Raw genomic sequence first — 26758 nt, forward strand, 5'->3', positions numbered from 1 at the left:
CCTTTCCCGATTCCCGCTTACGCCTCCGCGACGATTCTCGCCCACTCCTCTTCGGTCGCGACCCGGACGCCCAGTTCCTCGGCCTTCTTCAACTTCGATCCCGCGCCCGGTCCGGCAACGACGAGGTCGGTCTTGGCGCTGACCGATCCCGCGGCCCGTGCCCCGAGGCGTTCGGCCTGGGCCTTCGCTTCGTCGCGGCTCATCGTTTCCAGCGTCCCGGTGAAGACGATGGTCTTGCCCGACCATTCGGTGGCGCGCGCGGTGGAAACGAACGCCGCCGGCCTTGCCAGCGCCAGCAACTCGGCAAGCTCGTCGCGGTTATGGGGTTCGTGGAAGAAGTCCGTCAGCGCTTCGGCGACGACGGCGCCGACGCCCTCCACGTTGGACAGTTCGGCCTGCGCGCCTTCGCCGGTCGCCGCGGCTTGCAGCGATTCGATAGTCCCGAACGCACGCATCAGGTCCTTGGCGGTGACGATGCCGACATGGCGTATGCCGAGGCCGAACAGGAACCGCGCCGGGTCGAACCCGACCCGAGCTTCGATCGCGGCCAGCAACTTGTCGACGCTGACCGCCTGCCAGCCTTCGCGCCCGATCAGTTCTTCGCGGTGATCCTTCAGGCGAAAAATGTCGGCCGGACCGTGAAGCCAGCCCAGCCCCGCGAACTCGACGATCGACTTTTCGCCCAGGCCGTCGATGTCCATCGCTCCGCGCGACACGAAATGCTTCAGCCGCTCGATCCGCTGGGCCGGACAGATCAGGCCGCCGGTGCAGCGGACATCGACTTCGCCTTCTTCAGCGACTGCTTCGGACTGGCATTCGGGGCAGTGGTCGGGGAAGACGTATACCTCCCGAGTGTCGTCGCGCGTCAAATTCTCGACCACTTGCGGGATGACGTCGCCGGCGCGCTGGATCCGGACGCGGTCGCCGACGCGGAGGCCCAGACGCGCGATCTCGTCACGGTTATGAAGCGTGACGTTGGACACGATCACGCCGCCGACCCCAACCGGACGAAGGCGACCGACGGGTGTCAGCTTGCCGGTGCGACCGACCTGTATGTCGATGGCCTCCAGCACCGTCTCCGCCTTCTCGGCCGGGAATTTGTGCGCCAGCCCCAGCGCGGGGCGCGCCCGACCTGGCCGAGACGATCCTGCCAGTCGATCCGGTCGACCTTATAAACGACGCCGTCGATGTCGTAGGGAAGGTCGGCGCGGCGCCGCTCAATCGTCGCATAATGGGCCAGCGCGTCCTCGACCCTCTCGCAACGGACCAGAAGGTCGCTGACCGGGAAGCCGAGTTCCCGGATCGCCTGCATCGCATCCTGCTGGGTCGGCGCGAGCGATGCGCTAAGATCGCCCCAGCCGTGGGCGAAGAAGCGTAAGGGGCGCGCGGCGGTCACCGCCGGGTCCTTCTGGCGGAGCGACCCCGCCGCGGCGTTGCGGGGGTTGGCGAAGACTTTCCCGCCGCTCGCCTCCTGCCGCTCGTTGAGGGCCGCGAAATCCTGTTTCGACATGTAGATTTCGCCCCGCACTTCGAATGTTTCGGGTGCGCCGCTGATCGTCTGCGGGATCTCGGCAATGGTCCGGACATTGGCGGTGACGTCCTCGCCAACGGTGCCGTCACCGCGCGTCGCCGCCATCACCAGGGCGCCGACCTCGTAGCGAAGCGAGCAGCTCAGCCCGTCGATCTTGGGCTCCGCGGTCATCGTCACCGGCTCGTCGGGCGGCAGCGACAGGAAGCGTCGCACGCGGCCGATGAAGTCGCGCACCTCCTGTTCGCTGAAGGCGTTTTCGAGGCTGAGCATCGGCCGCGCATGAGTGACCTTGGCGAGACTGGATGTCGGTACCGCGCCGAGCCGCTTCGACGGTGAATCCGCGCGGACGAGGTGCGGAAACTGCGCCTCCAGCTCGCGGTTCTCGCGGACCAGCGCGTCATATTCCGCGTCGCTGATCTGCGGCGCGTCCTGATCGTGATACAGCCTGTCGTGCCGCGCGATTTCCCGCGCCAGCCGCATCAGCCGGTTGGCAGCCTCGGCTTCGTTCATGCGAACAGTTCGCCCATGAAGCCGTCGAACGCGGCCCAGCTTCGGCGCGACGCGGCCTCATCGAACTGGATGCCCGGAATCGCGCCCTTGGCGCCTGGGTTGGTGAAGCCGTGGCCGACGTGGCCGTAGGCGTGGATCTGCCAGTCGCAGCCGGCCTCGGTCAGCTCCTGCCCCAAGGCGGTGACCGCATCGGGCGTGACCAGCGGATCGTCCCAACCATGGAAGGCGATCACCAGCGCCTTGCTCGGCTGTGGCGGCAGGCCCGGCGGATCGAACAGGCCGTGGAAGCTCGCCGCGCCCGCAATGTCCGCGCCGGACCGGGCCAGGTCGAGCGCGCACTGGCCCCCGAAGCAGAATCCGATGGCCACGACCGGCGCCCCCTTCGGCGTCTCGGCGAGAACCGCAGTGAGCAAGTCCCGCATGGCGGCCCGGTCGGAACGGATCGCCGCCATCGCGTCCGACGCCTGCGGGCGGTCTTCGGGTGTGAAGCGGGCACCGTACAAGTCGGCGATCATCACCGACCAGCCCTTCCCATTCAGCGTCGCCGCGAAACCGCGCTCCAGGTCGGTCACGCCCATCACGGTCGGAAAAAGCAGGATCGTCGCCCGCGCGCCTTCGGCCGCGAACCATTCGTGACGAAGGGTCTTGCCACCGTGCACCTGGTCGATCGTCGTCATGCCGCCTCCAGCAGCTTTGCCGCTTGGGCGCGGGCTTCGTCAGTGATCGCGGCGCCGGACAACATGCGCGCGATTTCTTCGCGGCGTTCGTCCTCGGTCAAGCGGCGGACGCTGGTGCGGGTGACGGTGCCGTCGCTGGCCTTTTCGATTCGGTAATGGTGGGCGGCGCGGGCCGCGACCTGCGGCGAATGGGTGACGACCAGCAGCTGCGACTTCTGCGCCAGGCGCGCCAGCCGCTCGCCGATCGCGCTGGCCACCGCCCCGCCAACGCCGCGGTCGATTTCGTCGAAGATCATCGTCGCCGCCGCGCCGGCTTCCGCCAGCGCGACCTTCAGCGCCAGGATAAAGCGCGACAATTCCCCGCCCGACGCGATTTTGCTGAGCGGCCCGAACGGGGCGCCGGGGTTGGTCGAAATCTCGAACTCGGCCCGGTCGATCCCCGCCGGCCCGGCGTCCGTTACAGTCACCGCCGTCCGGAACTGGGCAGCGTCGAGCTTGAGCGGCACCAGTTCGCCCGCAACCGCAGTGTCGAGCCGCGCCCCCGCCGCCCGCCGCTCGGCACTGATCGCTGACGCCACTTCGTCATAAGCGGCCCGCGCCGCGGTGAGGTCCTGCTCGATGCCCGCGATCCGCTCCTCGCCGCTGTCGATCGCTCCGCGCCGCTGACGAAGCTCGTCGAGCAAGCCGGGAAGCCGGTCCGGCTCGACGCGATGTTTGCGCGCCAGCCCGCGAATGTCGAACAGCCGCGCCTCGGCGTTCTCGAGCTCCGCCGGCGAATGGGCCAGTGCGCGCCGGGCTTCGGCCACCTTGTCCTCCGCCTCCGCTGTCTCGATCGTCGCCCGGTCCACCGACGCCAGCGCCTCCGCCAGCAACGGATGAGCCTCGGCGATCCGCTCCAGCCGCCGCGCCGCTTGACGAAGCTGGGCCAGCCCGCCGTCCGACCCTCCGAACAGGTCGTCGAGCGCGCCGAGATCGTCCTCGATTCGCGCCGCAGCCTTCATGTCCTGGCGAAGCGAGGCCAGCCGCTCTTCCTCGCCGACCTCGACACCCAGCGCGTCGATCTCGCCGATGGCATAGTCGAGCCATTCGCGGTCGCGGTTCGCCTCGTCGAGCTTGGCCCGCTCCGCCGCCAACTCCGCTTCCAGCACGGACAGGCGTGTCCATGCCGACCGCACCGGTGCGATATCGATTCCGGCGAACCGGTCTAGCAGGTCGCGGTGACCGCGCGGGTTCAGCAGGCCGCGATCGTCATGCTGACCGTGGATTTCGACGAGGTCGGCGGCGATGTCGCGAAGGCCGGCCGCGGCGACCGCGGCTCCGCCGGCGAACGCCCGGCTTCCGCCGTCGGACTTCAGGGTGCGTCGCAGGATAAGCGGTTCGCCCGGCTCGCGCTCGATACCCTGTTCGTCGAGCGCTGCCAGCGCGGGGTGACCGGAATCAAGTTCGAACGCGGCGCTGACGCTCGCTTGCGCCTGGCCCGAGCGGACCAGTCCGGTGTCGGCCCGCACGCCGAGCGCAAGGCCAAGCGCGTCGAGCAGGATCGATTTACCCGCACCCGTTTCACCGGTCAGCACGCCAAGGCCCGCCTCGAACTCGAGCTCGAGGGCCTCGATCAGGACGACGTCGCGGATGGAAAGCTGCCGCAACATGGGGCCGCGCTTCCCTTCCTACCCTAGCCTTGGGGGCGTGCTTCTGGATCAACTCGTAGCTGCGCTTGTACCACTTGGTGTCGGGGTAGTTGCGCCCCAGCACCGCCGCCGCCTTACGAGCCTCGCTCGGAATCCCGAGGTTGAGATAGGTCTCGACCAGGCGCTCCAGCGCCTCGGGCGTATGGCTGGTCGTCTGGTACTTGTCGATCACCTCGCGGAAGCGCGTCGCGGCGGCGAGCCATTTGCCCGACCGCTGGTAGAAGCGGCCGACTTCCATTTCCTTGCCGGCGAGGTGGTCGTTCAAGAGGTCCAGCTTCAACCGCGCGTCGGCCGCATAACGGCTCTGCGGATAGCGGCGGATCAACTCGTTGAACGAATCCGACGCCTGCTGCGTGATCTTCTGGTCGCGGGTGACGTCGGCGATCTGCTGGTAATAGCTCATGGCGACCAGGTAGCTGGCGTACGGCGCGTCCTCGTTGCCCGGATGGATCGTCAGGAAGCGTTGGGCCGAACTGATCGTCTCGGTATATTTGTTCGCCATATAGTAGCTGAAAGCGCTCATCAGCTGCGCGCGGCGAGCCCACACCGAATAGGGATGCTGCCGCTCGACCTCGTCGAACAGCTTGGCCGCCTCCTCATAATCGCCCTTGTCGAGCCGCTCCTTGGCAAGGCCGTAGAGGGTGTTCACATCGCGCGCGATGTAGGCGGTGTCGCCCTTCACCTTCTTGCCGGCGCAGGCGCCGAGCGGGAGGACGAGGGCACAGGCGGCGATGAGCATCGCTTTGCGGGAAATGGTCGACATATTCCTATCCTTATCCGCTGGTTGGGCGAACGCCAACCATGCGATCCGACTGTTTTCCCCGTTCAGGCCCGCGAGGGCTTGGCGACGGTTTCGTCCTGGTCGTCTTCTTGGCTGCGGACGAAACTGTCCGGCGTTACCCCCAACGCCACCAGCACCGGCGCCGAAATATAGATCGACGAATAGGTGCCGACAAAAATGCCCAGGAAAACCGCGATGGTCAGGCCGAAGATCACGTCCGGACCCAGCAGCAGCAGCGCACCGAGCGCGAAGAGGATCGACAAGGACGTGACCATGGTCCGGCTCAACGTCTCGTTGAGTGACAAGTTGAGCAGGGGCACGATGGCCATCTTGCGGAACTTGCGCAGGTTCTCGCGAATCCGGTCGTAGATGACGACCGTATCGTTGAGCGAATAGCCGACGATGGTCAGGATCGCGGCGACGACGTTCAGGTCGACCTGCAACTGGGTCAGCGAGAAGAAGCCAAGCGTCATCGACACGTCGTGGAACAGGGTGACGAGCGCGCCGACCCCGAATTGCCATTCAAAGCGAAGCCAGATGTAGATGGCGATGCCGATCATCGCGAACAGAATGGCGAGCGCGCCGTCGGTCGCGAGTTCTTCGGACACCTTGCCCGAAACGCTTTCCCCGGCACTGACCTGCGCCCCCGGATATTCGCGCTGGATCAGGCCGCGCAGCTGGGTGACGACCTGGTTGGCGGCCGCTTCGGGCCCCTCCGGCCTCGGCAGGCGGATCTGGTAGCTGCGGTTATTGCCGAATTCCTGGATGCTGGCATCGCCGACCTGCAGGGTGTCGACCTTGCCGCGCAGCTGTTCGATGTCGACCGGCTGGGCGAACTGGACGCGAACGACCTGGCCGCCGACAAAGTCGATGCCAAGGTTGAGGCCACGGACGCCGACCAGCACCAGGCTGGCGATCGTCGCGAGCGTCGACAGGATGAGCGCGAACTTGCGCCACTTCATGAAGTCGATGTTCGTATTGTCGGGAACGAGCTTGAGCAGTTTCATCGAATTCGTCCCGTCAGATTGTAAGCGCGCGGGGGCGCTTGGACTTGACCCACAGCGCGACCATCATCCGCGTGAGGTTCACGGCGGTGAACACCGAGGTGACGATGCCGATCAGCAGCACGACGGCGAACCCGCGGATCGGGCCCGAGCCAAAGTAGAACATCAGCGCGGCAGCGATGGTGTTGGTGATGTTGGCGTCGAAAATCGCGGTCGAGGCTTCCTTGTAGCCCGTTTCCAAGGCGTCGAGCACCCGACGCCCGCGCCGCAATTCTTCGCGGATGCGCTCGTTGATCAGGACGTTGGCGTCGACCGCGGCACCGATCGTCAGAACGAAGCCGGCGATGCCGGGCAGCGTCAGCGTGGCGTTGAACACCGCCATGATCCCGAGGATCAGGAGCGCGTTCACGATCAGCGCGATCGTCGCATAGACACCAAAGCGGCCGTAGGTGACGATCATGAAGATGACGACGACCAGCGTCGCGACGATGGCGGCAATGGCGCCTTTCTCGATCGAATCCTTGCCAAGGTCGGCGCTGACCGTGCGCTCCTCGACCGGGATCAGCTTGACCGGCAGCTTGCCCGACGCGAGCGAGATCGCCAGCGCATTGGCGCTTTCCACGGTGAAGTTACCCATGATCTGGGCCTGACCGCCCAAGATCGGCTCGTTGATGTTGGGCGCGGACAGCACCCGGTCGTCGAGGATGATCGCGAACGGCTTGTTGACGTTCTCCTGCGTCGCCCGTCCGAAACGCTTGGCGCCGGCGGAATTGAAGGTAATCGATACTACCGGCCGGCCGTCCTGGTCGAAACTCTGCTTGGCGTCGACCAGCTGGTCGCCCGACACCATCACGCGGCGCTTCACGGCAATGACGCCCCCGTCGACCATCGGCAGGATCTGGCTTCCCGGCGGGGCGCGGCCCTCCGCCATTTGCGCCGGGTCGGCAGTCTGGTCGACCAGCTTGAATTCCAGCCGCGCGGTCTGACCGATCAGCCGCTTGAGCGCTTCGGGATCTTCGACGCCCGGCACCTGGACCAGGATCCGGTTCGCACCCTGGTTGATGACGGTGATTTCCTTGGTGCCGCTGGGGTCGATGCGGCGGCGGACGACGTCGCGAGCGACGGTCATCGCCTCCTTCAGCGCGCGGGCGTTGCCATCGGCAGTCGGAGTCATGACGATCGTCGAGGAATCCGCGCGGCGAACGTCCCAGTCGCGGCTGCCCGTCAGGCCGACCGGCTGGGTCAGCGTCCGCATCCGTTCGAATGCAGCGTCGAACTGCGCCGGGCTACGGACCATGAAGCTTAATCGCCCGCCGGCGGTGGACACGTCGCCGATGTCGATTCGCGGCGTTTCACGGCGCAGGTTGGTGACGACCTGCTCTTCCATTGCCGCCAGCCGCTGCTTGTCGGCGTCGCGGGCGTCGGCTTCCAGCAGCAGGTGGCTGCCGCCGGCAAGATCGAGGCCAAGGCTGATCCGCGCGCTGGGGAAAAAGCCGGGCAACTTCTTCGCCTGGCTTTCGCTCATCAGGCTGGGAACGGCGAGGAGGATGCCGAACAGGATGAGGAGCGTGACCGCCCACACCTTCCAGCGGGGAAATTCGAACATCAGTCGTTGGCCGGCTTGGTCGCGGTCGGATTGATCACTTCGGCAAGCGTCGACTTGACGGCGGTGACCTTGAGGCCCTGGCCAAGTTCAACCTCGACCTCATTGTCCGCGACCTTGACGACCTTGCCGATGAGGCCGCCGCCGGTAACCACGCGGTCGCCCTTTTTGACCGCCGCGATCTGCGCCTGGTGAGCCTTCAGCCGGTTGCGCTGAGGACGAAGGATCAGCAGCCAGAAGATGGCGAAGACCAGCACCATCTGGACGATGAAGAACAGGCCGCCGCCACTGGCGGGGGAGGCTCCGGCCGCGGCGGCCAGGGTCGGGGCGAATAGTGTTGTTGAGGTCATCGAACCGGTCGGTCTCTTCTAGTCAGTGGCGCGGCGGAAGGCCTAGCGCCCACGATGTGGCGCGCCGCCTATCACGCTGAAGCCCGCCTTGCCAAGCGATGCGGGCAAGGATAGACGCCCGCACTCGCGCTGCCCCCTCCCTGGCGAGGCGGCAGTTCGGCACGGTCGGGGCGTAGCGCAGCCTGGTAGCGCATCACACTGGGGGTGTGGGGGTCGCAGGTTCGAATCCTGTCGCCCCGACCATTTTTCCTGAGGACAGCCTATTTCACCGCGGCCGGACAGGTCAGCGGCTCGCCGACGGGCTGGAGCTCGATCTTGCGCAGCGCGATCTCGAACGGACCGTCGCTGGTGATTCGCGTGGCGTTTCCGACGCTGGCGAAATTCACGCCCAGGTCGGCATAGCAGCGCAGTGGAACCTTCAGCGTGAGCGGGCCGGTCTTGGCAACCAGCCTGGTGATGTCGAGCTGGCGATCGCCAACCGCCAGTGTGACGCGGCCTTTCGGCGGCTGCCGGACCGCGCCGTCGACGACGATGGCGAACGCGCCGGTCAGCTGGCGGTCGAGGTTGACCGCCGGCCCGTCGATCGACATCGATCCGGCCTGCTTCCACGTCACGGCCAGCGCATTTTCCTGCGCGCCCATGTCGACGCCGCGGGTCGTGACCTTGCCGTTCGGACTGCTGATCGCACCCGCCGGCACCGGGCGGGCCCCGCCATCGTCGGAGATTGTCAGCGTCCACGGTGCCAATGCCCGGCCCCGATCGAAATAGCGTTCGACGTTGAGCGCCCGGGCGATGTCGACCCCCGGCGCTTCCGACAGGGTCCCAAGCTTGCCCGGGCGTGCATAGCTGAGGCCGTGGCCAAGCGCGAACAGCGGCTTGGCGACCGGCGCTCGCGCGTCGGCGGGCCAGGGAAACGACAGGCGGCCGGCGAAGTCGCGCTTCGCCTTGCCCGACCTGTCCGCCACCAGCACGTCGGCCACGCCGCCGCCTTCACTTCCCGGCAGCCAGGCGGCGACAAAGGCGTCGGAGGCGTTGATCTCCGGACTGGTGAACAGCGGCCGGCCCGACAGGAACACCGACACCACCGGGATCCCGGCCGAGCGCAGCTTCTTGAGCAGCGCCAGGTCGGTCGCGCCCTGCGGCTGATAGTCGAGCGTCGGGATATCGCCTTGAAACTCGGCGTAGGGTGCCTCGCCGTAGACGACGATGGCGACATCAGGCCGGGCGGAGAAGCTGCCGTCGGCCGACAGGGTCGCCGTCCCGCCGCTGGCGATGACCGCGTCGCGCAGGCCCTCGAAGATCGTCTGGCCGTTGGCGAAGTCCTTGCGGCTGGTGTCGGTCCCCTGCCAGGTTACCGTCCAGCCGCCGGCCTGCTTGGCCATGTTGTCGGCGCCGTCGCCCGCAACCAGCACCCGCGCGCCGGCCTTGATCGGCAGCACGGAGCCTTCGTTCTTCAAGAGGACGAGCGATTTGGCGACCGCTTCGCGGGCGATGGCGCGATGGGCGGCCGAACCCAGCTGGGTCGGATCGTCGCGCACCGGGCGACCATCCAGTAGCCCCATCTTGGCCTTGACGCGCAGGATCCTGCGGACGGCATCGTCGAGCCGCGCCATCGGCACCCGGCCCTGCTTCACATCGGCCACGGTGGCGTCGAACAGGCCCCGCCAGCTGTCGGGCGCCATGTACATGTCGAGGCCCGCATTGAGCGATTGCGGGCAGCGGGTGGTGGTGCATCCGTCGACCTGGCCGTGTGCGTTCCAGTCGCCGACGACCAGGCCCTTGAAGCCCATCCGGTCCTTCAACACGTCGGTCAGTAGCGAGCGGTTGCCGTGGTGCTTGACCCCGTTCCAGCTGGAGAAGGAGACCATCACGGTCAGTGCCCCGGCCTCGATCGCCGGCGGATATCCCGGTGCATGGACCGAGACGAGCCGTCCCTCGTCGAGGTCGAAGCTTCCCTGGTCCTTGCCGTCGGTAGTCCCGCCGTCCGCCAGGAAATGCTTTGCCGTCGCCGCGACCCGGTCGCTGGCGACTGGCTTACCCGCGACCAGTGTCCCCTGTAGACCACGGACCATCGCCCCGGCATAGCTGGCGACCAGCTTCGGATCGGACGAATAGCCTTCGTACGTCCGCCCCCAGCGCCAGTCCTGCGGCACCGCAAGGGTGGGCGCAAAGGTCCATTCGATCCCGCTGGCCGACACTTCGGCCGCGGTCGCCGCGCCGATCCGCTCGATCAGCGCCGGATCGTTCGCTGCACCAAGGCCGACATTATGCGGAAAGATGGTCGCGCCGGGGACGTTGCTGTGGCCGTGGACGGCATCGACGCCGAACAGGATCGCAACCTGCGTCCCGTCGGCAAGCCTCGGCGACTTGGCTCGGTATTGTTTGACAAGGTCGGCCCAGCGCGACGAACTGGCCCGCTCGTCACCGAACGGGCCGCTGTTCCCGCCCGCCAGGATCGATCCCAGCGGATATTTCTCGAGGTCGGCGGGCGTGATCGCCGAAATATCGCCCTGGATGGTCTGACCGACCTTCTGCTCAAGCGTCATCGACGCGATCATCCGGTCGATTCGCGCTTCCGTGGCCGGGTCGCTGATTGCCGCCGGGCTCGACGCCTTGGGCCAGCGATCGGGGTGCGCTTGCGCTTCGCCCTTGACCGGCGCGGCACCCTGTCGCGCTGGCTGCGCGATGGCGATGGCAGCGCTCCCGGCAAGCAAGGCGAACACGACGGACCGGCCCAACAACGCGCTCATGAATCTCTCCCCTGACCCTTATTGTTAACGTTCACACCATGTCGTTTGATGCGACCATTGGCAAGCGCGTGAGCACGAGCGTCAGGGAATGTCGGTGCGGAAGATGAGCCCCGCCGGGATGATCATGAATGCCGCAAGGCCGAGCAGTAGCGCCGAGTAACCGAACTGGGAGATGACGATTGCCGCCAGCAGGGGCGTGGTCAGCGAGGGAAGCGTATTGGTCAGGTTGAACAGGCCGAGGTCACGGCCGAAATTTCGCGGATCGCGCAATTCCTGCATGGAGAATGCCGAGTGCAGCGCAAGGAAGCTGTTCGACCCGATCAGGAACAGGCCGTAGGACAGGATTACCATGTTCCAGTCTTTCGCCACCCCCATGCCGGCCAGGCCCGCCATCAGGAAGCCGATCATCAGCAGCAGTGCAGAGCGGCGGCGACCGCTCTTGTCCGAGTAGCGTCCGACCATCAGCGCGATCGGGATCGAGAAGAGGTGAACCACGGCGTTAGTCACGGCGTAGCGGGTCAGGCTGAGGTCGCCGCCGGACACCTCGCGCAGGAAATAATAGAGGAACAGGAACAGCAGCCCTTCGGCAATCTGCACCGCAAGCCGGGCCACCCACAACTGGATCAGCACCCGCCGGTAGGCCTTGGACCGCGGCGGATGGGCGGCGCTGGCAATCGCGCCGATCGGCTTGGCGCGGCGCATCGCCATCAGCGGGAGTGCGAACAGCACGACCATCAGCACGATGACGCCCAGCTGGTCCGCCAGGTTAGGCGGCGCCAGCGAGATCGCGACGACGGACAGCGCCGCCGCGCCGGGGCCGAACGACAGCAGCCCGCCAAGAATCCCCTTTTGCTGGTTGGGAACGCTGTCCGCGGCATAGGCCGACAGCGGCGCGAGGAAGCAATTGAGCAGCAGCTGCCAGACCGCGATCAGCACGATCAGCGCCGCCGGCTCACCGACCAGCGGCACCGCCATCAGCGCCGCGCTGCTCCCGGCAAGGCCGGTCACGGCCCAGGCGCGCCGCCGGCCCCACCGGTCGCTGACCCAGCCCCAGAAGATGTGACCGACGCTGGCGAAGATCGCCCCGACCGTCGCCGACAGCCCGAGCCAGCCGACATCACTGCTGCCAGCGATCTCCGTGAAACGCAGCGGGAGCAATAAGGTCAGGAAGGCGGTGTAGGCGACGGCCCCGCCGGCCCAGGCGAGGGCGAAGGAGAACAGGAAGGCGTTGCTCTGCCGTTCGGCAGCGGCCGCGGTCACCGCGGCGCCGGGCCCGTCGATGCGCGCACGGTGAGCTCGAACGGGATGACATGCGGTTGTCCATTGGCGCCGCGGGCGACATCGCCATCGGGCTGGATCAGCACCTCGGCCGCACGCGCGGTCATCGCCGCCACGGGCTGGCTGATGGCCGTCAGGGCGGGCGTGGTCGTCCGAGCAATGGGCGTGTCGTCGAAACCGATGACGGAAAGCTGGTCGGGCATGGCGATGGCCTTATCGCGTGCAACCGCCATCACGGCCAGCGCCATCTGGTCACTGCTGGCAATGATCGCCGTCGGCGGCCTGTCCAGGGACAACAGCACCTCGGCCGCCTTGAGACCGCTGGCATAACCGAAGTCCCCTTCCGCGATCAGCGAGTCATCCGCCTCAAGCCCGGCGGCAGCGATCGCATCGCGATAGCCGGCGAGACGTTCGGTACTCAGCTGATATTCGGGGTCGCCCGCGACGAAACCGATCCGGCGATGACCGAGCGCGGCGAGATGCTCGACGCAGCGGCCCGCCGCGGCATGGTCGTCCATCCGGATGATAGTCCCGCTCGCCTGATCGAAACCGCCGATGCGGGCGCACGCCACCCCTTCGCGTTCGAGAATGTCCAGTACCTTGCGGTTGTCGCTGTGCGGCGGGGTGAGGATCACGCCATCGGGGCGAAGGGCCGCGAGGGCGTTGCCAAGCTCACCGGCGATGTTGTCACTGTGGGTGTCGACCAGTTCCAGGATCAGGCGATAGCCGTGCTCCGCACAGGTGGTGATCCCGCCAAGCAGCATTTGGTCGACCCAGTCGATGCCCTCGCGGGCGCGCCATTGTTCAATCGTACGGTCGCGGTCGTTGAGCGCGAGCAGCAGGAAGGACTTGGAGCCGCCCATCCGCCGCGCCGCGAGACTCGGCGAATAGCCGAGGCGCGCGACGGCTTCCTCGACCTTTTCGCGCGCCTTGGCGCTCACGTTCGGGCTCTTGTTGAGGACGCGACTGATGGTTTGCAGCGACACGCCGACATCGGCCGCAACGTCCTTGATCGTCACCTTTCGGCGCGGGCGGGCTCGCGTAGTCATGGGACGGGTTTAGCGCGCCGGCTGATACACGCGGACGTAGTCGACCTCCATCACGGCCGGGAACGCGGCCGGGTCGATGCCCTTCTGCCCGCCCCAGCCACCTCCGACCGCGACGTTGAGAATGATGTTCATCGGCTTGTCGAACGGCCAGCGCGCGCGGTCGTTCGGAACGCGGTCGAGGCGGAAGATCTTCTTGTCGTCGACGCCCATTTCGATCGCGTCCTTGGTCCACCACAACTGGTAGCGGTGCATCGCGGTGCAGACGTCGGGAATGGTGATCTGCTTGCCGATCTGGGTGCCGATGACGTGATTGTTCGCGGTGGTATGAATCGTCTGGTGAACCACGCCGGGGTCGAAGCCGACATGCTCCATGATGTCGATTTCACCGGCCCCGGCCAGTCGGCCTTCGGATCGCTCGGCAGCATCCACACCGCCGGCCAGGTACCGCGCCCACAAGGGATTCGCGCCCGGATCTCGTAATAGCCGTACGTCCAGGCATGGGGCGCCTTGGTGATCATCCGCGCCGACGTGTAATCCTGCCCGCCCCAGTCGCGGAAACGATCCTTCGCCAGCCGTTCGGCCCGCGCCTCGATGACCAGCTTGCCATTTTCGATCCGCGAGTTTTCGCGGCGATTGGCGGCGTAATATTGAAGCTCGTCGTTGTACCAGCCCTGGGCGTTGCGATGCGTGTCGAAGCGCCACTTGCGCGTGTCGATCTTCTTCCCGTCGAACTCGTCAGCGAAGACCAGCTTATATCCCGGCGGCGCACGGTGCGGTTCGTGAGCGTAGGCGGGTGTCATTGCCGCCGCACACAGCAGCGCCGCAGCCGGCGCCCACACGAATCGGCTTGCCATAGTAGAACCTCTTCCCCATCCGGCGGCGCGCTTTGAGGACGGCCGTCCTGCTCTCGCCCAAAACATAACAAAGCTGTGAGCGTTCACAATAGGGCGGTACGGCCGCACCCACTTCCGCTACGACCGCGCGTGTCTACAAGGCGGCATGCCCCGCCGGAAATCTCGTCGTCGCCGTCCAATCCGCTGGGGACGATTGGCTGCCCTGCTCATCGCCGGCCCGCCGCTGCTTTATCTGGTCGCCGCGCTGCTTGGTTCGCTTATGTCCGTGAACCGGCAGTGGAGCGAGCCCGACGAGGGCGTCACCATCTACCTGGCGTCGAATGGCGTTCACGCCGACCTCATCCTGCCGCGCAAGGCGCAGGGCCTCGACTGGACGCCGGTCGTCCCACCGTCCGATTTCCGCGGAGCACCTGCCGGGGCGCAGTGGGTCGCGTTCGGCGCGGGCGAGCGCGCCGTTTACCTCAACACGCCGACCTGGTCCGATCTTACCCCCAAGACCGCCTACCATGCACTCACCGGCGGCGAGCGGGTGATGCACGTCGAATGGGTCAAGGATCCTTCCTTTGCGATTCGCCAGATCCGGTTGCGTCCCGCGGAATACCGGCGCTTGTGGGCGTCGATCCGCGGCGATTTCGACCTTGATTCCAACAGCCGGCCGCAACGGCTGGACCACCCGGGCTACACCGCCGCCGACCGCTTCTATCGCGGGGTCGGCAAGACCAGCGCGGTGCAGACCTGCAACCAGTGGGTTGCCAGCCGCCTCCGTCTTGCCGGCGTGAAGGCGCCGCTCTGGACGCCATTCACCGGCGGGCTGACGGCGCGCTACCGCCCCTACAAGACGTAGCGGCTGAGGTCGGCGTTGCGGGCAATGCCCGACAGCTGACGGTCGACGAAAGCGGCATCGACCGTCACCGTCGTGCCCTTCTGCTCCTCAGCGGTGAAGCTGACATCCTCGAGCAGCTTTTCCATGACGGTCTGCAGCCGACGCGCGCCGATGTTCTCGATCGCTTCATTCACCTCGGCGGCAATGCGGGCGAGCGCGGCGATTCCGTCGTCGGCGAACTCGACCGTCACTTCCTCGGTCGCCAGCAGCGCGCGATATTGCTCGGTCAGGCTGGCGCGGGTCGCCGACAGGATTCGGACAAAATCCTCCTGGGTCAGCGCCGACAGTTCGACGCGGATCGGCAGTCGGCCCTGCAATTCCGGCAACAGGTCGGCGGGCTTGGCGACGTGGAACGCGCCGGACGCGATGAACAGGATATGGTCGGTCTTGATCGGCCCATATTTGGTCGCAACCGTCGTCCCTTCGATCAGCGGCAGCAGGTCGCGCTGGACGCCCTCGCGGCTGACCGATCCGCCGCGGACATCGCTGACCGCGATCTTGTCGATTTCATCGAGGAACACGATGCCATTGGCCTCCGCGTCAGCCAACGCAACGCGGGTGACGTCATCGCTGTCGACGCGGCGGTCGGCCTCTTCCTCGACCAGCTTGGCGAACGCCGCCGGCACCTTCAGCTTGCGCCGCTTCTTGGGCGGACCGCCCATCGCCTTCGACATCATTTCGCTGAGGTTGATCATGCCGATGCCGCCCTGTCCCGGCACGTCGAACGGCATCGACGGCGCCTCGGCGACCTCGATCTCTACCTCGGCTTCGTTGAGCGCGCCGTCGCGGAAGCGCTGGCGGAAGCTTTCACGGGTCGCCTCGCTCGATCCCTTGCCGGTCAGCGCATCGAGCAGCTTGTCCATCGCCGCGCCCTCGGCGGCATCGCGCACGCGGTCGCGGCGCCGTTCGCGCTCCAGACGCACGGCTTCCTCGACGAGGTCGCGAGCGATCTGCTCCACGTCGCGGCCAACGTAGCCGACCTCGGTGAACTTGGTTGCCTCGACCTTGACGAACGGCGCATCGGCCAGCTTCGCCAGCCGGCGGCTGATCTCGGTCTTGCCGCACCCGGTCGGGCCGATCATCAGGATGTTCTTCGGCGTCACTTCGTCGCGAAGTTCGGGCTTGAGCTTCTGCCGGCGCCAGCGGTTGCGAAGCGCCACCGCCACCGCCTTCTTGGCTTCGGTCTGGCCGACGATATGTTCGTCGAGCGCGGCGACGATCGCCTTCGGGGTCAAATTGTCGTTCATGGGTTTCCTCAGGCGCCGACGGTTTCGACGGTCAGCCGGTCGTTGGTGAACACGCACACCTCGGCGGCGATGGCCATCGCGCGGCGGGCGAGCGTTTCGGGATCAGGTTCGTAGTCGGACAAGGCGCGCGCCGCGGCGAGGGCATAGTTGCCGCCGCTGCCGATCGCGGCGATCCCGCCTTCGGGTTCCAGCACGTCGCCGTTGCCGGTCAGGATCAGCATCGTTTCCGCGTCGGCGACGATCATCATCGCCTCCAGGTTGCGGAGGTATTTGTCGGTGCGCCAATCCTTGGCCAGCTCGACCGCGGCGCGGAGCAGCTGCCCGCGGCTCGCCTCCAGCTTCTTTTCCAGCCGCTCGAACAGGGTGAAGGCATCGGCGGTGGCGCCGGCGAAACCGCCGATGACGCTGCCGTCCGCGCCAAGGCGGCGAACCTTCTTGGCATTGGGCTTGATGACGGTATTGCCCAGGCTGACCTGGCCATCCCCGGCAATGACGGTTCTGCCGTCCTTCTTCACGCCAAGGATGGTCGTTCCATGATATTGTTCCATGGCGCTGATGTGGGGAGCCGCGCCCGCAAGCTTCAAGCCCTGCCGACGAACATGAAGGCGACCGCGCCCGCCATGCAAGCGAACGCGCCGACGTAACGCCAGCCGATCGGCTCCTTCAGCACAAGCGCGGCGAAGGCGGCGAAAACGACCAGCGTGACCACTTCCTGGATGATCTTGAGCTGGCCACCAGTCAGCCCGGCCTGGAAGCCGATGCGGTTGGCCGGCACCGCCAGCGAATATTCGACCAGCGCGATTCCCCACGACGCGAAGATGACGGTTCCGAGTCGGGCCTCCGGAAATCGCAAATGTCCGTACCAGGCGATCGTCATGAAGACATTGGAGAGAATCAGGAGGCCGATCGTCGGCAGTGCGGTCACTCGGTTCCCCTTCCTCGCCGTCCGACCCAGCCGCGAAGGCCGGAAAACAGGCTTCTCCGGGTGAAGTTCTCGAACATCGCGTCCGGGCTCTTGGGGTCGAGCAATTCGGTGTCGGCGATGAATTTTTCCGGATCGCTCGGCTTCTCGAACTCCAGGAGCTTCAGGGTTCGTCCGTCACGCCTGAGGGCCTCGATTGTATCGAGCATCGAACCGGTCTGCTCGAACAGGGTTCGCACCTCCTCCGGCTCTGCGCCGAGATGCTCGGCCATCAGCCGGGTGCGCAGCGCGGCGATTTCCATTTCGATCCTGTCATCGCCCCCTGCCTCGATCGCCAGGTCGCATTCGCTGTCGAGGCCTAGCGACCGGTTGTTCATGTTCGACGAACCGACACGGAGGACATGGTCGTCGACGATCATCACCTTGGCGTGAACATAGATGTCGTCGCCGCCTTCGGTGACCGGCGTGAAAATGCGAAAGCGGTTGGCCGGATCCTGGAGGCCGATGACCTGTGCCAGCCGCACCCGCGCCGCATCCATCGCCACCTGCTCCAGCCAGCCGTCGGCGCGGATCGGGTTGACGAACACGATCTCCGGCGGCTGCAGCTCCTTCATCCGCCGGATGATCGCGTCGGCAATCCTCGGCGACGTGAAATACTGGTTCTCGGCGTAGATAAACCGCTTCGCCGACGCGATCATATCGAGGAACAGCGCCTCGACCTCCTTGATCGCGCTCAGTTCCTTGTATTCGGCACGGTTCCTGGCGACGGCAAAGTCGCGGTTCGTGAACTGCACCGGAAGGTCTTTTGGCCAGATCGGGTCGGCGCCAGTCACCGGGCCGAGCGTGCGGCCGGTGGCATTTTCCCAGCGATCGCGCGCCAGCTCGCCCAGCGCCGCCGCCAGCGGACCATCGACCGCCATCGTCGCATCGTGCCACGGGCCATAGGGTTTGCCATTGGGCCGCACCCTGCCCGGATCAAGGTCGGCGTGCGCCGGACGGTCCCAGCGGTCGCCGGTCATGTCGATTCCGCCGCACACCGCGAAGCAATCGTCGATCACCACGATCTTCTGGTGATGGCTGCACCCTGGTGGATGGGCCCCGTCCAGCTTGAACGTGATCGACCTGGTCGTCGCCAACCGCGCCACCCAGGCGATCGCGCTGCCGCGGAACAATGTCTTCAGCGCTCCGAAATTCCATTTCAATATGTCGATGGAGACTTCCGGCCTGCGGTGAGCGAGGTCGAGCAGGAAGCGGCCGAGCGAGTAGTCGGCCCCATCCTTCTCCTCATCCAGCCGGTCGAGCTTGATGCGCGGGTCGAAATCCCAGCCGATGATGAGGATCCGGTGCCGGGCCGCCTCCATCGCTTCACGGATGACATGGTAGTAATCGCACGCGTCGACGATGACGGAGGCGCGGTCGGCACGCTCGATGCGCCAGCAATTGCGGCCCGGTTCGAAAAGACTGTCACTCATCCGCCCGACGGTTTCGGGCAAGCCGGCGGGTTCGGCAAGGGGGAACGCCCCCACGGGCGATCCCCCGTCGCCGGCTAGCGCTCGACGCCCTTGGCCTTGCCCCAGGTCCGCGCCGCCGTGTAGCCGAGATAACCGGTACCGAAGAGCGCGTAGAGTTCCTCGGGGATGCCGCGAAGGTAGGCAGTCATGCCGCTGGCGATGCCGGTCGCCATCTTCGGATCCGCGGCGGCGATCAGCCCCATCGGGATCGACCACAAGATCAGCGTGTACATCATGTAGAGAAAGCTTGGCCGCGCCCGGCTGGTCCACGGGTCGGTCGATTGCGCCTCGACGACAATTGCCTGCATCTGCACCGCGATCGTCTGCATTTCCTGGTCGCCCTGCAACTTGAGCAGTTCCAGCTTGGCGCGGTCGCGCGCCGCGGGATCGGGAATGATCTTGTCGATCAGCTTCGCCACCGGGGCGATGATTGCTTCGAATAATGCCATCTTCAGTCTCCTTTGGAAGTTCGCAAAGTTCGCGCCATGTCAGCGCCACAGTCAGTCGGTAAATTCGCCAATCCGGTTCGCCAGCCAGCCGTAGAGGAACGCTTCGTTGGCCGGGCGGCGCTCGGCAAGCCGCAGGTACCGCTCGCCCTGAAGCGCTTCCAGCGCGCGGAGGAGGACGGTTTCGCCGCCACGCTTTCCGCGAGCCGCGAGAAACCCGTCGAGGGCCGCGAGCGTGCGCTGCCCGACGCGGCCATCGGGAACCAGATCGGCAAAGTCCTTGCCGTTGCGGTTGAGCGCGGTCAGTGCACGCTGAAGAAAGGTGGCCGCCACCGCCGGCCCCATGTTGACCCCGGTATCGAACAGTTCCGCGGCGATGCGCGGCGCGCGCAGGGCAACCGCGTCGAACCGCGGCCGCGACCAGTAAAGCCGGCGGTAGATCGCAGCGGCCTGCTCTCGCGGCAGGTCGCGCATGGCACCGGCATAGCCATGGGCGCGTGCCACGGCCTCGGTAATCCCGAAGCAGGTGGGCCCGCCGCGATCGGCCGGGTGGTTGCTGTAGCCGCCTTCGCGATCGATCAGCGCCTCCACCAGCATTTCCACGTCCACCGCATCATCCATCGTCGACTCCTGATCCAACCGAGCGACCATATTGGAACCATATCGGTTCGCTGTAGGACGGCATTTTGTGCCATCACGATACTGGCAATCTCAGCGGATCGGCTTAGGCTGGGCGGATGACGAAGTTTTTCCGGGCGCTGGCCATCGCCGCGCTGATCACGGCCACCCCTGCCCTGGCGGCACCCTTGACGAGGGCCGAGCAACGGATGTTGACCACCGTCGATGCGGAGCAGGCGCGTTCGCTCGCCCTGCTGGAGCGGATGGTCAACCAGAACAGTGGCACCAATAACCCCGCCGGGGTGGAGAAGGTCGCGGCCATGGTTCGCGCCGAGTTGGTGCCGCTGGGCTTCGCGGTCCGGTGGATCCCGATGAAACAGGTCGGCCGCGCCGGCCACCTTGTCGCTCACCACAAAGCGCGCGGTGGCGGGAAGCGCCTGCTGCTCATCGGTCATCTCGACACGGTGTTCGAACCGGACAGCCCGTTCCAGACGCTGATGCGGACCGGCGACAAGGCAAACGGTCCGGGGGCTGGTGACGACAAGGGCGGCATCACGGTGATGATCGCAGCGCTCCGCGCGATGAAGGCGGCGGGGACGCTCGACCGCTCCGACATCACCATCTTCCTGACCGGCGACGAAGAAGACGCCGGCGATCCCAAGACCGTCTCGCGTCGCGACCTCGTCGCTGCGGGGCGGGCCGCGGACGTTGCGCTCGATTTCGAAGGACTCAGCATCGACGCCGGCAGGGACATGGGCGTCGTGTCGCGGCGCGGATCTGTCGAATGGACGCTGACCGTCAAGGGCCGCTCGGCCCACAGCAGCGGCGTGTTTTCGGCCGCGTCCGGATACGGCGCCAATTACGAACTGGTGCGCATCCTCGACACGTTCCGGCGCGAACTGCCCGAGGACAAGCTGACCTTCAATGTGGGCCTGATCCTCGGCGGCACGACCGCGGCGCTGGACAAGGACCTCGTGCGCGGCGGCGCCACCGGGAAGACCAATGTCATCGCCGCCCAGGCCGTGGCGCGCGGTGACCTTCGCGCCCTCACCCCCGATCAGGTCCGGCGGACACAGGACCGGATGCGCGCGATCGTCGCGCAATCGCTGAACGGCGCGACCGCCAGCATCGCATTCGAGGAAGGATATCCGCCGATGGCGCCGACGCCCGGCAATCGCGCTCTGCTCGCCGTCCTCAACGGCGTCAACGCGTCGATGGGCCTTCCCGCGCAGGAGGAGCTCGACCCGATCAAGCGCGGCGCCGGCGACATTGGCTTCGTCGCCGCCGACATCGACGGGCTGGTCGGCCTCGGCCCGGCGAGCAGCGGCGACCACACGCCGGCCGAAACGGTCGACATCCCCTCGATCTGGCGCCAGGCCAAGCGGGCCGCGATCCTGATGAGCCGCCTCGCCGCCTCGCGTCGTTGACGCTACGGCAAGGCCGCTTGTGATTGAATCGATGATGAAAAATTGGCGCAGCTGTGGCTCCGCCGCACTAGAATCGCCGAAATTCGGCGCGCAATAGTCCGTGCATCGAGAGCCGCTGCGTCGAAGCGGCCAGGGGAGAGGATGCCTACCATGACGTCACGCCGCACCGCGCTTCGCGCGCTTGCCATCGCCACCGCGCTTACCGCCGTCGCCGCGCCCGCATCGGCGCAGCGCGTCGACCGCATCGTCGCGTTCGGCGACAGCTACGCTGACGACGACAATCTGCGCGGCTTCCTTGGCGGGACGTTCCCGGCGCCGCTGAGCACCTATTACCCGACCGGCCGCTTTTCGGGCGGCACCAATTACATCGATACGCTGTCGCAAATCCTCGACGCACCGGTCGACAATTTCGCCATCGGCGGCGCGCTGACCAACGGCACCAACACCTTCGGTCTGCCGCTGGGCTTCACCACCGAGGTCGGCAGCTTCCTGACCGGCGGCGCCGGCGCGACGCCCTTCCCGTCGGTGGCCGGAACGTTCGACGCGAACGACCTTTTGACCCTGTCGATCGGCGGCAATGACGGCCGCGTTTATCAGCAGAACGGGGGAACGCTCGCAGGTGCAGCCGCGGCCGGCAGCGCAGCCGCCGTCAGCGCGTCGGCCAACCTCGACCTGCTGGTCGATGCGGGCGCGCGCAACATCTCCTACCTCGCGGTCAACACCGCGACCGCGCCGGAAGTCGCGCTTGACCCCAACCCGGCCAACGCGGTTGCCGTTCGGGATGCCTTTTCGGACAGCTTCAACGCCGACTTCCGCCAAACGCTGGCCAGCTACGCCGCCGATGGAGTCATCGTCCACTACCTCGACGGCGAACTGCTCGCGACGCAGGTCAGCAACAACCTGTCGGATTATGGCTTCACTGGGCTGGTCTGCCCGGCCGACGCGACCTGCATCGCCGGGTCGGCGTCCGCCCGCAACTACCTCTTCTACCTCGACGGCCTGCACCTCACGAGCCACGGGTTCGAGATCGTCGCGCAATATGTCGCGGCGCAGCTTCGGGCGCCGCTGACACTCCAGGCGACCAGCGACAATGCGCTCGACACCGCCAACCAGTGGGGCCGCACCCTGACCACCCGCATGGACCTGTCGTCGCCGCGCGACGGCGACCTGCCCGAAGGCGTCAAGTTCTTCCTGGTCGGCGATTCGATGGTTCGCACCGTCCGCGCCGGCGAACGCAACGACCAGTTCCGCTCCTCGACCAAGGGCGTGACCGCGGGGGTCGAGTTCGGCTTCGGTTCGGGCGCGGCGGGCCTCGCCGTCAACTATTCCAAGCCCAAGGTGAACTTCGGCAACGACGCCGCGGCGGTGGACAGCCGTTCGCTGCAGGTAGGTGCCTACGCCGGGTTCGGCATGGCCGGCCTGTTCGGCCAGGCCTACCTTGGCGCCGGCCGCGACAAGCATGACATCGACCGCGTCGGCCCGTACGGCGACATGGGCGCCAAGCCCGACGGCAGCCACGTCGTCGGCGGCATCAAGGCCGGTTACCTGATGGGTGTCGGCGCGGTTCGCCTGGGGCCGGTGGTCGCGCTCGACTACGCCCGCGCCAAAGTCGACGGCTATACCGAGAACGGCGATCCCGTCCTGACCCTGAACGTCGACGACATCCGCTACAGCTCGATGCGCGGAAGCCTTGGCGCGGAAGTCCGTGGCGACTTTGGCGGCAATGGCGTCCAGCTTCGGCCCTATGCGGCGCTGACCGTCGAAAAGGACTTCAAGGGCGACAGCCGCGTCTTCGCCTTTTCGCAGACCACGGCGCCGGAAATCGTCAACAGCTACCGCGTCGATGACGCATCGAAGAAGGCCTATGGCCGCCTCACCGCCGGCGCCAGCGCCCAGCTGTCGAGCGCGGTCGCTCTCAACGTCTCGCTGTCGGGCACCGGCGGCAAGAAGCAGGGCAACGAAACCAGCGGTCACCTCGGCGTCGCCATCGGCTTCTGACGCTTCACCGGATAACAGGGGAGGAAGGGCGGTGCGGCTTCGGCCGTGCCGCCCTTTTTATTTGGCGCAGCGGGCGAACAGGTTGCGCAACTCCGGCGTCGAGGGGACGACCAGGCTCGGCGCGCCGCCCAGGCTGATTTCCACCGCGCCTGGCCGCTCGAACGTACGGCCGACGGCGATGGCGTCGTCGCCGGTCACGCTGCCGCTCCACAGCCGCGCGCCATTGCCGCCGTCCATGTCGTGCATCGGCAGCGACGCGATATGCCCGCCCCCGGTGAAGCTCATCGTTGCCATGCCGTTGCGCGGCGCGGGGCTTCCGCGGACGACGGCGATGGTCGTGCTGGAATCGCCCGGCTCGCACGCCAGCACCAGGGCCGATTGCCCACCGCCCGGCCCGTAGCTCAGCTTCAGCCGCCCGCCACTGCTCTGGTCGTGCCAGCGCTGCCCGTCGGTCGCCGGGGGCGTGTGGGCATCGACATGCGCCTCCGCGGCGGCCGCGTTGGCCGGCGCCGCCAGCCCGGTCGCCGACGCATCGCCGACCACGTCCTCGGGAATGACGATATTCTCGTCGGCGATCGGATCGTTGCCGCCGCACGATGACAGCGCCAAGACAACCAAGGGGAGCAGGCTTCTCACCCGGCATCAACGCTGGTTTGACAAAGTCGTTTCGCAGGCAGATTCTTCGCGGCAGCCCGCTGGAGACATGGCGGGACGATAGGGGAGACGTGCCATGGAAGACACCGCCGTTTCATCGGGCGACACCGCGCGCGGTCGCGCAACGCCCGTCCACCTGTGGGTCGTTGGATTGCTCGCGACGCTGTGGGACGCTTTTGGGGCGTACGACTACATCATGACCCGCACCGAGAATGTCGACTATCTGCGCAAGATGATGCCGAACGTCGATCCGGCCGTTACATTGGCCTGGGTCGACAGCATCTCCGTCATTCCGTCCGCCGGTTGGGCGCTGGGCGTGTGGGGCGGCCTGGTCGGCAGCCTGTTGCTGCTCCTGCGCAGCCGCCATTCGGTCGCCGCCTACCTGCTGTCGGCGGTCGGCGCGATCGTAAGCTTCGCCTTCCAGTTTTTCGGTCCGAACAGGCCGCCGGCGGAGCTCGCTGATCCGGTGATGCCGGTCGTCATCATCGCCGTGACAATTGGCCTGTTCCTCTATGCGCGGGCGATGCGCCAGAAGGGCGTGCTGGCTTAGTCGACCAACAGCGGCGGCGGCGCTTCGGGTGTCGCCGCCCCTGCAATCCCGGACACCAGCATCAACACCGCAAGGACAAACCCAAAAGCCTGCATCGACTCGATCCTTCTCGTGGCTGGAAGGATCACCCGGAGCTCACGAAAATTTGGTTAAGAGCCTGCCTGCCGCGAAATTGTGGGGCGAAGGGCCTTTGGCTTAGCGCCGGCCCCCACCCCACTTGCGCTGGGTCTTGCCGAACCCGGTACGGCGCGTGCCCGGTTTCCCTTGGGTCGAGTTGCCGGAGCGCGGCGCCGCGCGTTCGTGATCGGGGATGCCGAGCTCGTCTTCTTCCAGCCGGCGGATCTCGTCGCGCAGGCGGCCGGCTTCCTCGAACTCCAGGTCGGCGGCGGCCTTGCGCATCCGCTGTTCCAGATCGCCGATGTAGGCACGAAGGTTGTGACCGACGAGGTGTGGGCGGTCATCGTCACCAGTTTCCACAACGACCCCGTCGCGAGTGGAAACATGGGCAATAATGTCGGCGATGTCGCGCTTGATCGTCGCCGGCGTGATCCCGTGCTCGGCATTGTACGCCTGCTGCTTCTCGCGGCGACGGTTTGTTTCGTTAAGCGCGCGCTCCATCGATCCAGTAATCCGGTCGGCATAGAGAATGACCTTGCCATCGACATTGCGCGCGGCGCGGCCGATGTTCTGGATCAGCGAGGTCTCGCTGCGCAGGAAGCCTTCCTTGTCGGCGTCGAGGATCGCGACCAGCCCGCATTCGGGGATATCGAGCCCTTCGCGCAGCAGGTTGATGCCGACCAGCACGTCGTAGACGCCAAGGCGCAGGTCGCGGATCAACTCGATACGCTCCAGCGTCTCGACGTCGCTATGCATGTAGCGGACCCGGAGCCCCGCTTCGTGGAGATATTCGGTCAAATCCTCGGCCATGCGCTTGGTCAGCGTGGTGACCAGCGTGCGATAGCCCTTCTTGGCCGTCTCCTTCGCCTCGAAAACCAGATCGTCGACCTGATCCTCGACCGGCTTGATCTCGACCGGCGGGTCGATCAGCCCGGTCGGCCGGATGACCTGTTCGGAAAACACGCCGCCGGTCGCCTCCAGCTCCCACCCGCCCGGGGTCGCCGAGACGAACACCGACTGCGGCCGCATCGCGTCCCATTCGTTGAAACGCAGCGGTCGGTTGTCGATGCAGCTCGGCAGCCGGAAGCCGTATTCGGCCAGCGTGATCTTCCGCCGGTGGTCGCCGCGCGCCATCGCGCCGATCTGCGGCACGGTCTGGTGACTTTCGTCGACGAACAACAGCGCATTGTCGGGCAGATATTCGAACAGCGTCGGCGGGGGTTCGCCCGGCAGGCGGCCGGTCAGGAACCTGCTGTAATTCTCGATCCCCGCGCAGCTGCCGGTGGCGGCGATCATCTCCAGGTCGAAATTGGTGCGCTGCTCCAGCCGCTGCGCCTCCAGCAGCCGTCCTTCCGCGACCAGCTCCTTCAGCCGCTCGGCCAGTTCATGCTTGATCGCTTCCATCGCCTGTTTCAGCGTCGGGCCAGGCGTGACGTAGTGCGAGTTGGCGTAAACCTTGACGCTGTCGAGGCTGGCGACCTTCTTGCCGGTCAGCGGGTCGAACTCGACGATCTCCTCGATCTCGTCGCCGAAGAAGGACACGCGCCACGCGGTGTCCTCATAGTGCGACGGGAAGATTTCGAGATTGTCGCCCTTCACCCGGAAATTGCCGCGCGCGAAAGCCTGGTCGTTGCGCTTGTACTGCAGCGCGACGAGCTTGCGGATGATCTCGCGCTGGTCGGCGCTTTCGCCCTTCTTCATCGTGAAGATCATTGCCGAATAGGTCTCGACCGAGCCGATGCCATATAGGCACGACACCGAGGCAACGATGATCACGTCGTCGCGCTCCAGCAGCGACCGCGTCGCGGAGTGGCGCATGCGGTCGATCGCCTCGTTCACCGAGCTTTCCTTCTCGATGTAGGTGTCGGACCGCGGCACGTAGGCCTCGGGCTGGTAATAGTCGTAATAGCTGACGAAATATTCGACGGCGTTGTCGGGGAAGAAGCTCTTGAATTCGCCGTAGAGCTGCGCGGCGAGGATCTTGTTCGGTGCCAGGATCAGCGCCGGCCGCTGGGTCGCCTCGATGATCTTGGCCATGGTGAAGGTCTTGCCGCTGCCGGTCACGCCCAGCAGAACCTGGTTGACTTCGCCATTGTCGCGGATGCCCTCGACCAGCTCGGCGATCGCGGTCGGCTGGTCGCCGGCCGGTTCGTAATCGGACTTGATGACGAACTTCTTGCCCCCTTCCGCCTTGTCGGGCCGCGCCGGGCGATGCGGGACAAAGGCTTCGCCGGTTTCGGGCTCGGCGAGGGTGGTGCGGATCTGGATGGCCATGTTCCCTATATGGCCATCGGTTGCCATTGGTTCCAG

At 66.4% G+C, this 26758-nt stretch carries 22 protein-coding genes, 1 tRNA gene and 1 pseudogene; 5 read left to right on the forward strand and 19 right to left on the reverse strand.

Translation table 11 applies throughout. From position 1 onward, the window contains the following. Positions 1-17: 17 nt before the first annotated feature. The 7 genes and pseudogenes from ligA to yajC all read right to left on the reverse strand — a co-directional run bounded on the left by ligA (position 18) and on the right by yajC (position 8144). Positions 18-2041 (reverse strand): annotated as a pseudogene (gene ligA, locus H9L12_RS09735) (NAD-dependent DNA ligase LigA). Continuing rightward, positions 2038-2718, reverse strand: a complete 681-nt coding sequence (locus H9L12_RS09740) for a dienelactone hydrolase family protein (RefSeq protein WP_187541576.1) — start codon at positions 2716-2718, stop codon at positions 2038-2040. Before H9L12_RS09740 ends, ligA begins: the two are co-directional and overlap by 4 nt. Continuing rightward, a complete protein-coding gene (gene recN / locus H9L12_RS09745) occupies positions 2715-4367 on the reverse strand; it encodes a DNA repair protein RecN (protein WP_187541577.1) in 1653 nt (550 codons plus the stop codon). The genes H9L12_RS09740 and recN overlap by 4 nt, the downstream gene beginning before the upstream one ends. Further along, entirely contained in the window at positions 4279-5169 is an 891-nt protein-coding gene (locus H9L12_RS09750; RefSeq protein WP_187541578.1) for an outer membrane protein assembly factor BamD, read from the reverse strand. Before H9L12_RS09750 ends, recN begins: the two co-directional genes overlap by 89 nt. 62 nt (positions 5170-5231) lie before the next feature. Next, on the reverse strand, positions 5232-6194 hold the full coding sequence (gene secF / locus H9L12_RS09755) for a protein translocase subunit SecF (protein ID WP_187541579.1): 963 nt from the start codon (positions 6192-6194) through the stop codon (positions 5232-5234). Between the two features lie 13 nt (positions 6195-6207). Next, positions 6208-7797, reverse strand: a complete 1590-nt coding sequence (gene secD, locus H9L12_RS09760) for a protein translocase subunit SecD (RefSeq protein ID WP_187541580.1) — start codon at positions 7795-7797, stop codon at positions 6208-6210. Continuing rightward, entirely contained in the window at positions 7797-8144 is a 348-nt protein-coding gene (yajC, locus tag H9L12_RS09765) for a preprotein translocase subunit YajC (protein ID WP_187541581.1), read from the reverse strand. The genes secD and yajC overlap by 1 nt, the downstream gene beginning before the upstream one ends. A gap of 166 nt (positions 8145-8310) precedes the next feature. Between yajC and H9L12_RS09770 the strand changes: the two genes are divergently transcribed. Beyond that, a tRNA-Pro gene (locus H9L12_RS09770) sits at positions 8311-8387 on the forward strand. 17 nt (positions 8388-8404) lie between these two features. Here H9L12_RS09770 and H9L12_RS09775 read toward each other — a convergent pair. The 4 genes from H9L12_RS09775 to H9L12_RS13665 form a co-directional block, all read right to left on the reverse strand. Next, entirely contained in the window at positions 8405-10894 is a 2490-nt protein-coding gene (locus H9L12_RS09775) for a glycoside hydrolase family 3 protein (protein ID WP_187541582.1), read from the reverse strand. 81 nt (positions 10895-10975) lie between these two features. Further along, on the reverse strand, positions 10976-12154 hold the full coding sequence (locus H9L12_RS09780) for an MFS transporter (protein WP_187541583.1): 1179 nt from the start codon (positions 12152-12154) through the stop codon (positions 10976-10978). Next, positions 12151-13221: a LacI family DNA-binding transcriptional regulator gene (locus tag H9L12_RS09785; protein WP_187541584.1), complete on the reverse strand. Its 1071-nt coding sequence runs from the start codon at positions 13219-13221 to the stop codon at positions 12151-12153. Before H9L12_RS09785 ends, H9L12_RS09780 begins: the two co-directional genes overlap by 4 nt. A 9-nt stretch (positions 13222-13230) precedes the next feature. Next, positions 13231-13677 (reverse strand): glycoside hydrolase family 16 protein, encoded by a 447-nt coding sequence (locus H9L12_RS13665; protein WP_246450336.1) that lies wholly within the window; start codon positions 13675-13677, stop codon positions 13231-13233. A 591-nt stretch (positions 13678-14268) separates the two neighbouring features. Here H9L12_RS13665 and H9L12_RS09795 point away from each other — a divergent pair. Next, positions 14269-14919: a TIGR02117 family protein gene (locus H9L12_RS09795; protein ID WP_187541585.1), complete on the forward strand. Its 651-nt coding sequence runs from the start codon at positions 14269-14271 to the stop codon at positions 14917-14919. Here H9L12_RS09795 and hslU read toward each other — a convergent pair. From hslU to H9L12_RS09825, 6 genes are all read right to left on the reverse strand, one after another. Beyond that, positions 14907-16205, reverse strand: a complete 1299-nt coding sequence (gene hslU / locus H9L12_RS09800) for an ATP-dependent protease ATPase subunit HslU (RefSeq protein WP_187541586.1) — start codon at positions 16203-16205, stop codon at positions 14907-14909. The genes H9L12_RS09795 and hslU overlap by 13 nt on opposite strands. Before the next feature lie 8 nt (positions 16206-16213). Beyond that, positions 16214-16753 carry an ATP-dependent protease subunit HslV gene (gene hslV, locus H9L12_RS09805; protein WP_187541587.1) on the reverse strand — a complete coding sequence of 180 codons (540 nt, stop codon included), beginning with the start codon at positions 16751-16753 and terminating at the stop codon, positions 16214-16216. Positions 16754-16785: 32 nt separating this feature from the next. After that, positions 16786-17121, reverse strand: coding sequence for a DMT family protein (locus H9L12_RS09810; protein ID WP_187543246.1), 336 nt, complete (start codon positions 17119-17121; stop codon positions 16786-16788). Positions 17122-17126: 5 nt separating this feature from the next. Next, the gene (locus tag H9L12_RS09815) at positions 17127-18599 is read right to left on the reverse strand and encodes a phospholipase D-like domain-containing protein (protein ID WP_187541588.1); all 1473 of its coding nucleotides are present in this window, start codon (positions 18597-18599) and stop codon (positions 17127-17129) included. Between the two features lie 74 nt (positions 18600-18673). After that, a complete protein-coding gene (locus H9L12_RS09820) occupies positions 18674-19087 on the reverse strand; it encodes a holin family protein (protein WP_187541589.1) in 414 nt (137 codons plus the stop codon). Positions 19088-19138: 51 nt separating this feature from the next. Then, a complete protein-coding gene (locus H9L12_RS09825; RefSeq protein ID WP_425506825.1) occupies positions 19139-19705 on the reverse strand; it encodes a glycoside hydrolase family 108 protein in 567 nt (188 codons plus the stop codon). Positions 19706-19821: 116 nt separating this feature from the next. Here H9L12_RS09825 and H9L12_RS09830 point away from each other — a divergent pair, with 116 nt between their 5' ends. Both H9L12_RS09830 and H9L12_RS09835 read left to right on the forward strand, forming a co-directional pair. Further along, on the forward strand, positions 19822-21129 hold the full coding sequence (locus H9L12_RS09830; RefSeq protein ID WP_187541590.1) for a M20/M25/M40 family metallo-hydrolase: 1308 nt from the start codon (positions 19822-19824) through the stop codon (positions 21127-21129). Between the two features lie 150 nt (positions 21130-21279). Beyond that, positions 21280-23127 (forward strand): autotransporter outer membrane beta-barrel domain-containing protein, encoded by a 1848-nt coding sequence (locus H9L12_RS09835; protein ID WP_187541591.1) that lies wholly within the window; start codon positions 21280-21282, stop codon positions 23125-23127. Positions 23128-23184: 57 nt separating this feature from the next. Here the strand turns inward: H9L12_RS09835 and H9L12_RS09840 are convergent, their stop codons facing one another. Then, positions 23185-23745 (reverse strand): hypothetical protein, encoded by a 561-nt coding sequence (locus tag H9L12_RS09840; protein ID WP_187541592.1) that lies wholly within the window; start codon positions 23743-23745, stop codon positions 23185-23187. Positions 23746-23857: 112 nt separating this feature from the next. Here H9L12_RS09840 and H9L12_RS09845 point away from each other — a divergent pair, with 112 nt between their 5' ends. Next, positions 23858-24331: a hypothetical protein gene (locus H9L12_RS09845; protein WP_187541593.1), complete on the forward strand. Its 474-nt coding sequence runs from the start codon at positions 23858-23860 to the stop codon at positions 24329-24331. A gap of 195 nt (positions 24332-24526) precedes the next feature. Here the strand turns inward: H9L12_RS09845 and uvrB are convergent, their stop codons facing one another. Further along, a complete protein-coding gene (gene uvrB, locus H9L12_RS09850; RefSeq protein ID WP_187541594.1) occupies positions 24527-26722 on the reverse strand; it encodes an excinuclease ABC subunit UvrB in 2196 nt (731 codons plus the stop codon). Positions 26723-26758: the final 36 nt, after the last annotated feature.

Source organism: Sphingomonas rhizophila (genome assembly GCF_014396585.1).
Lineage (GTDB): Bacteria > Pseudomonadota > Alphaproteobacteria > Sphingomonadales > Sphingomonadaceae > Sphingomicrobium > Sphingomicrobium rhizophilum.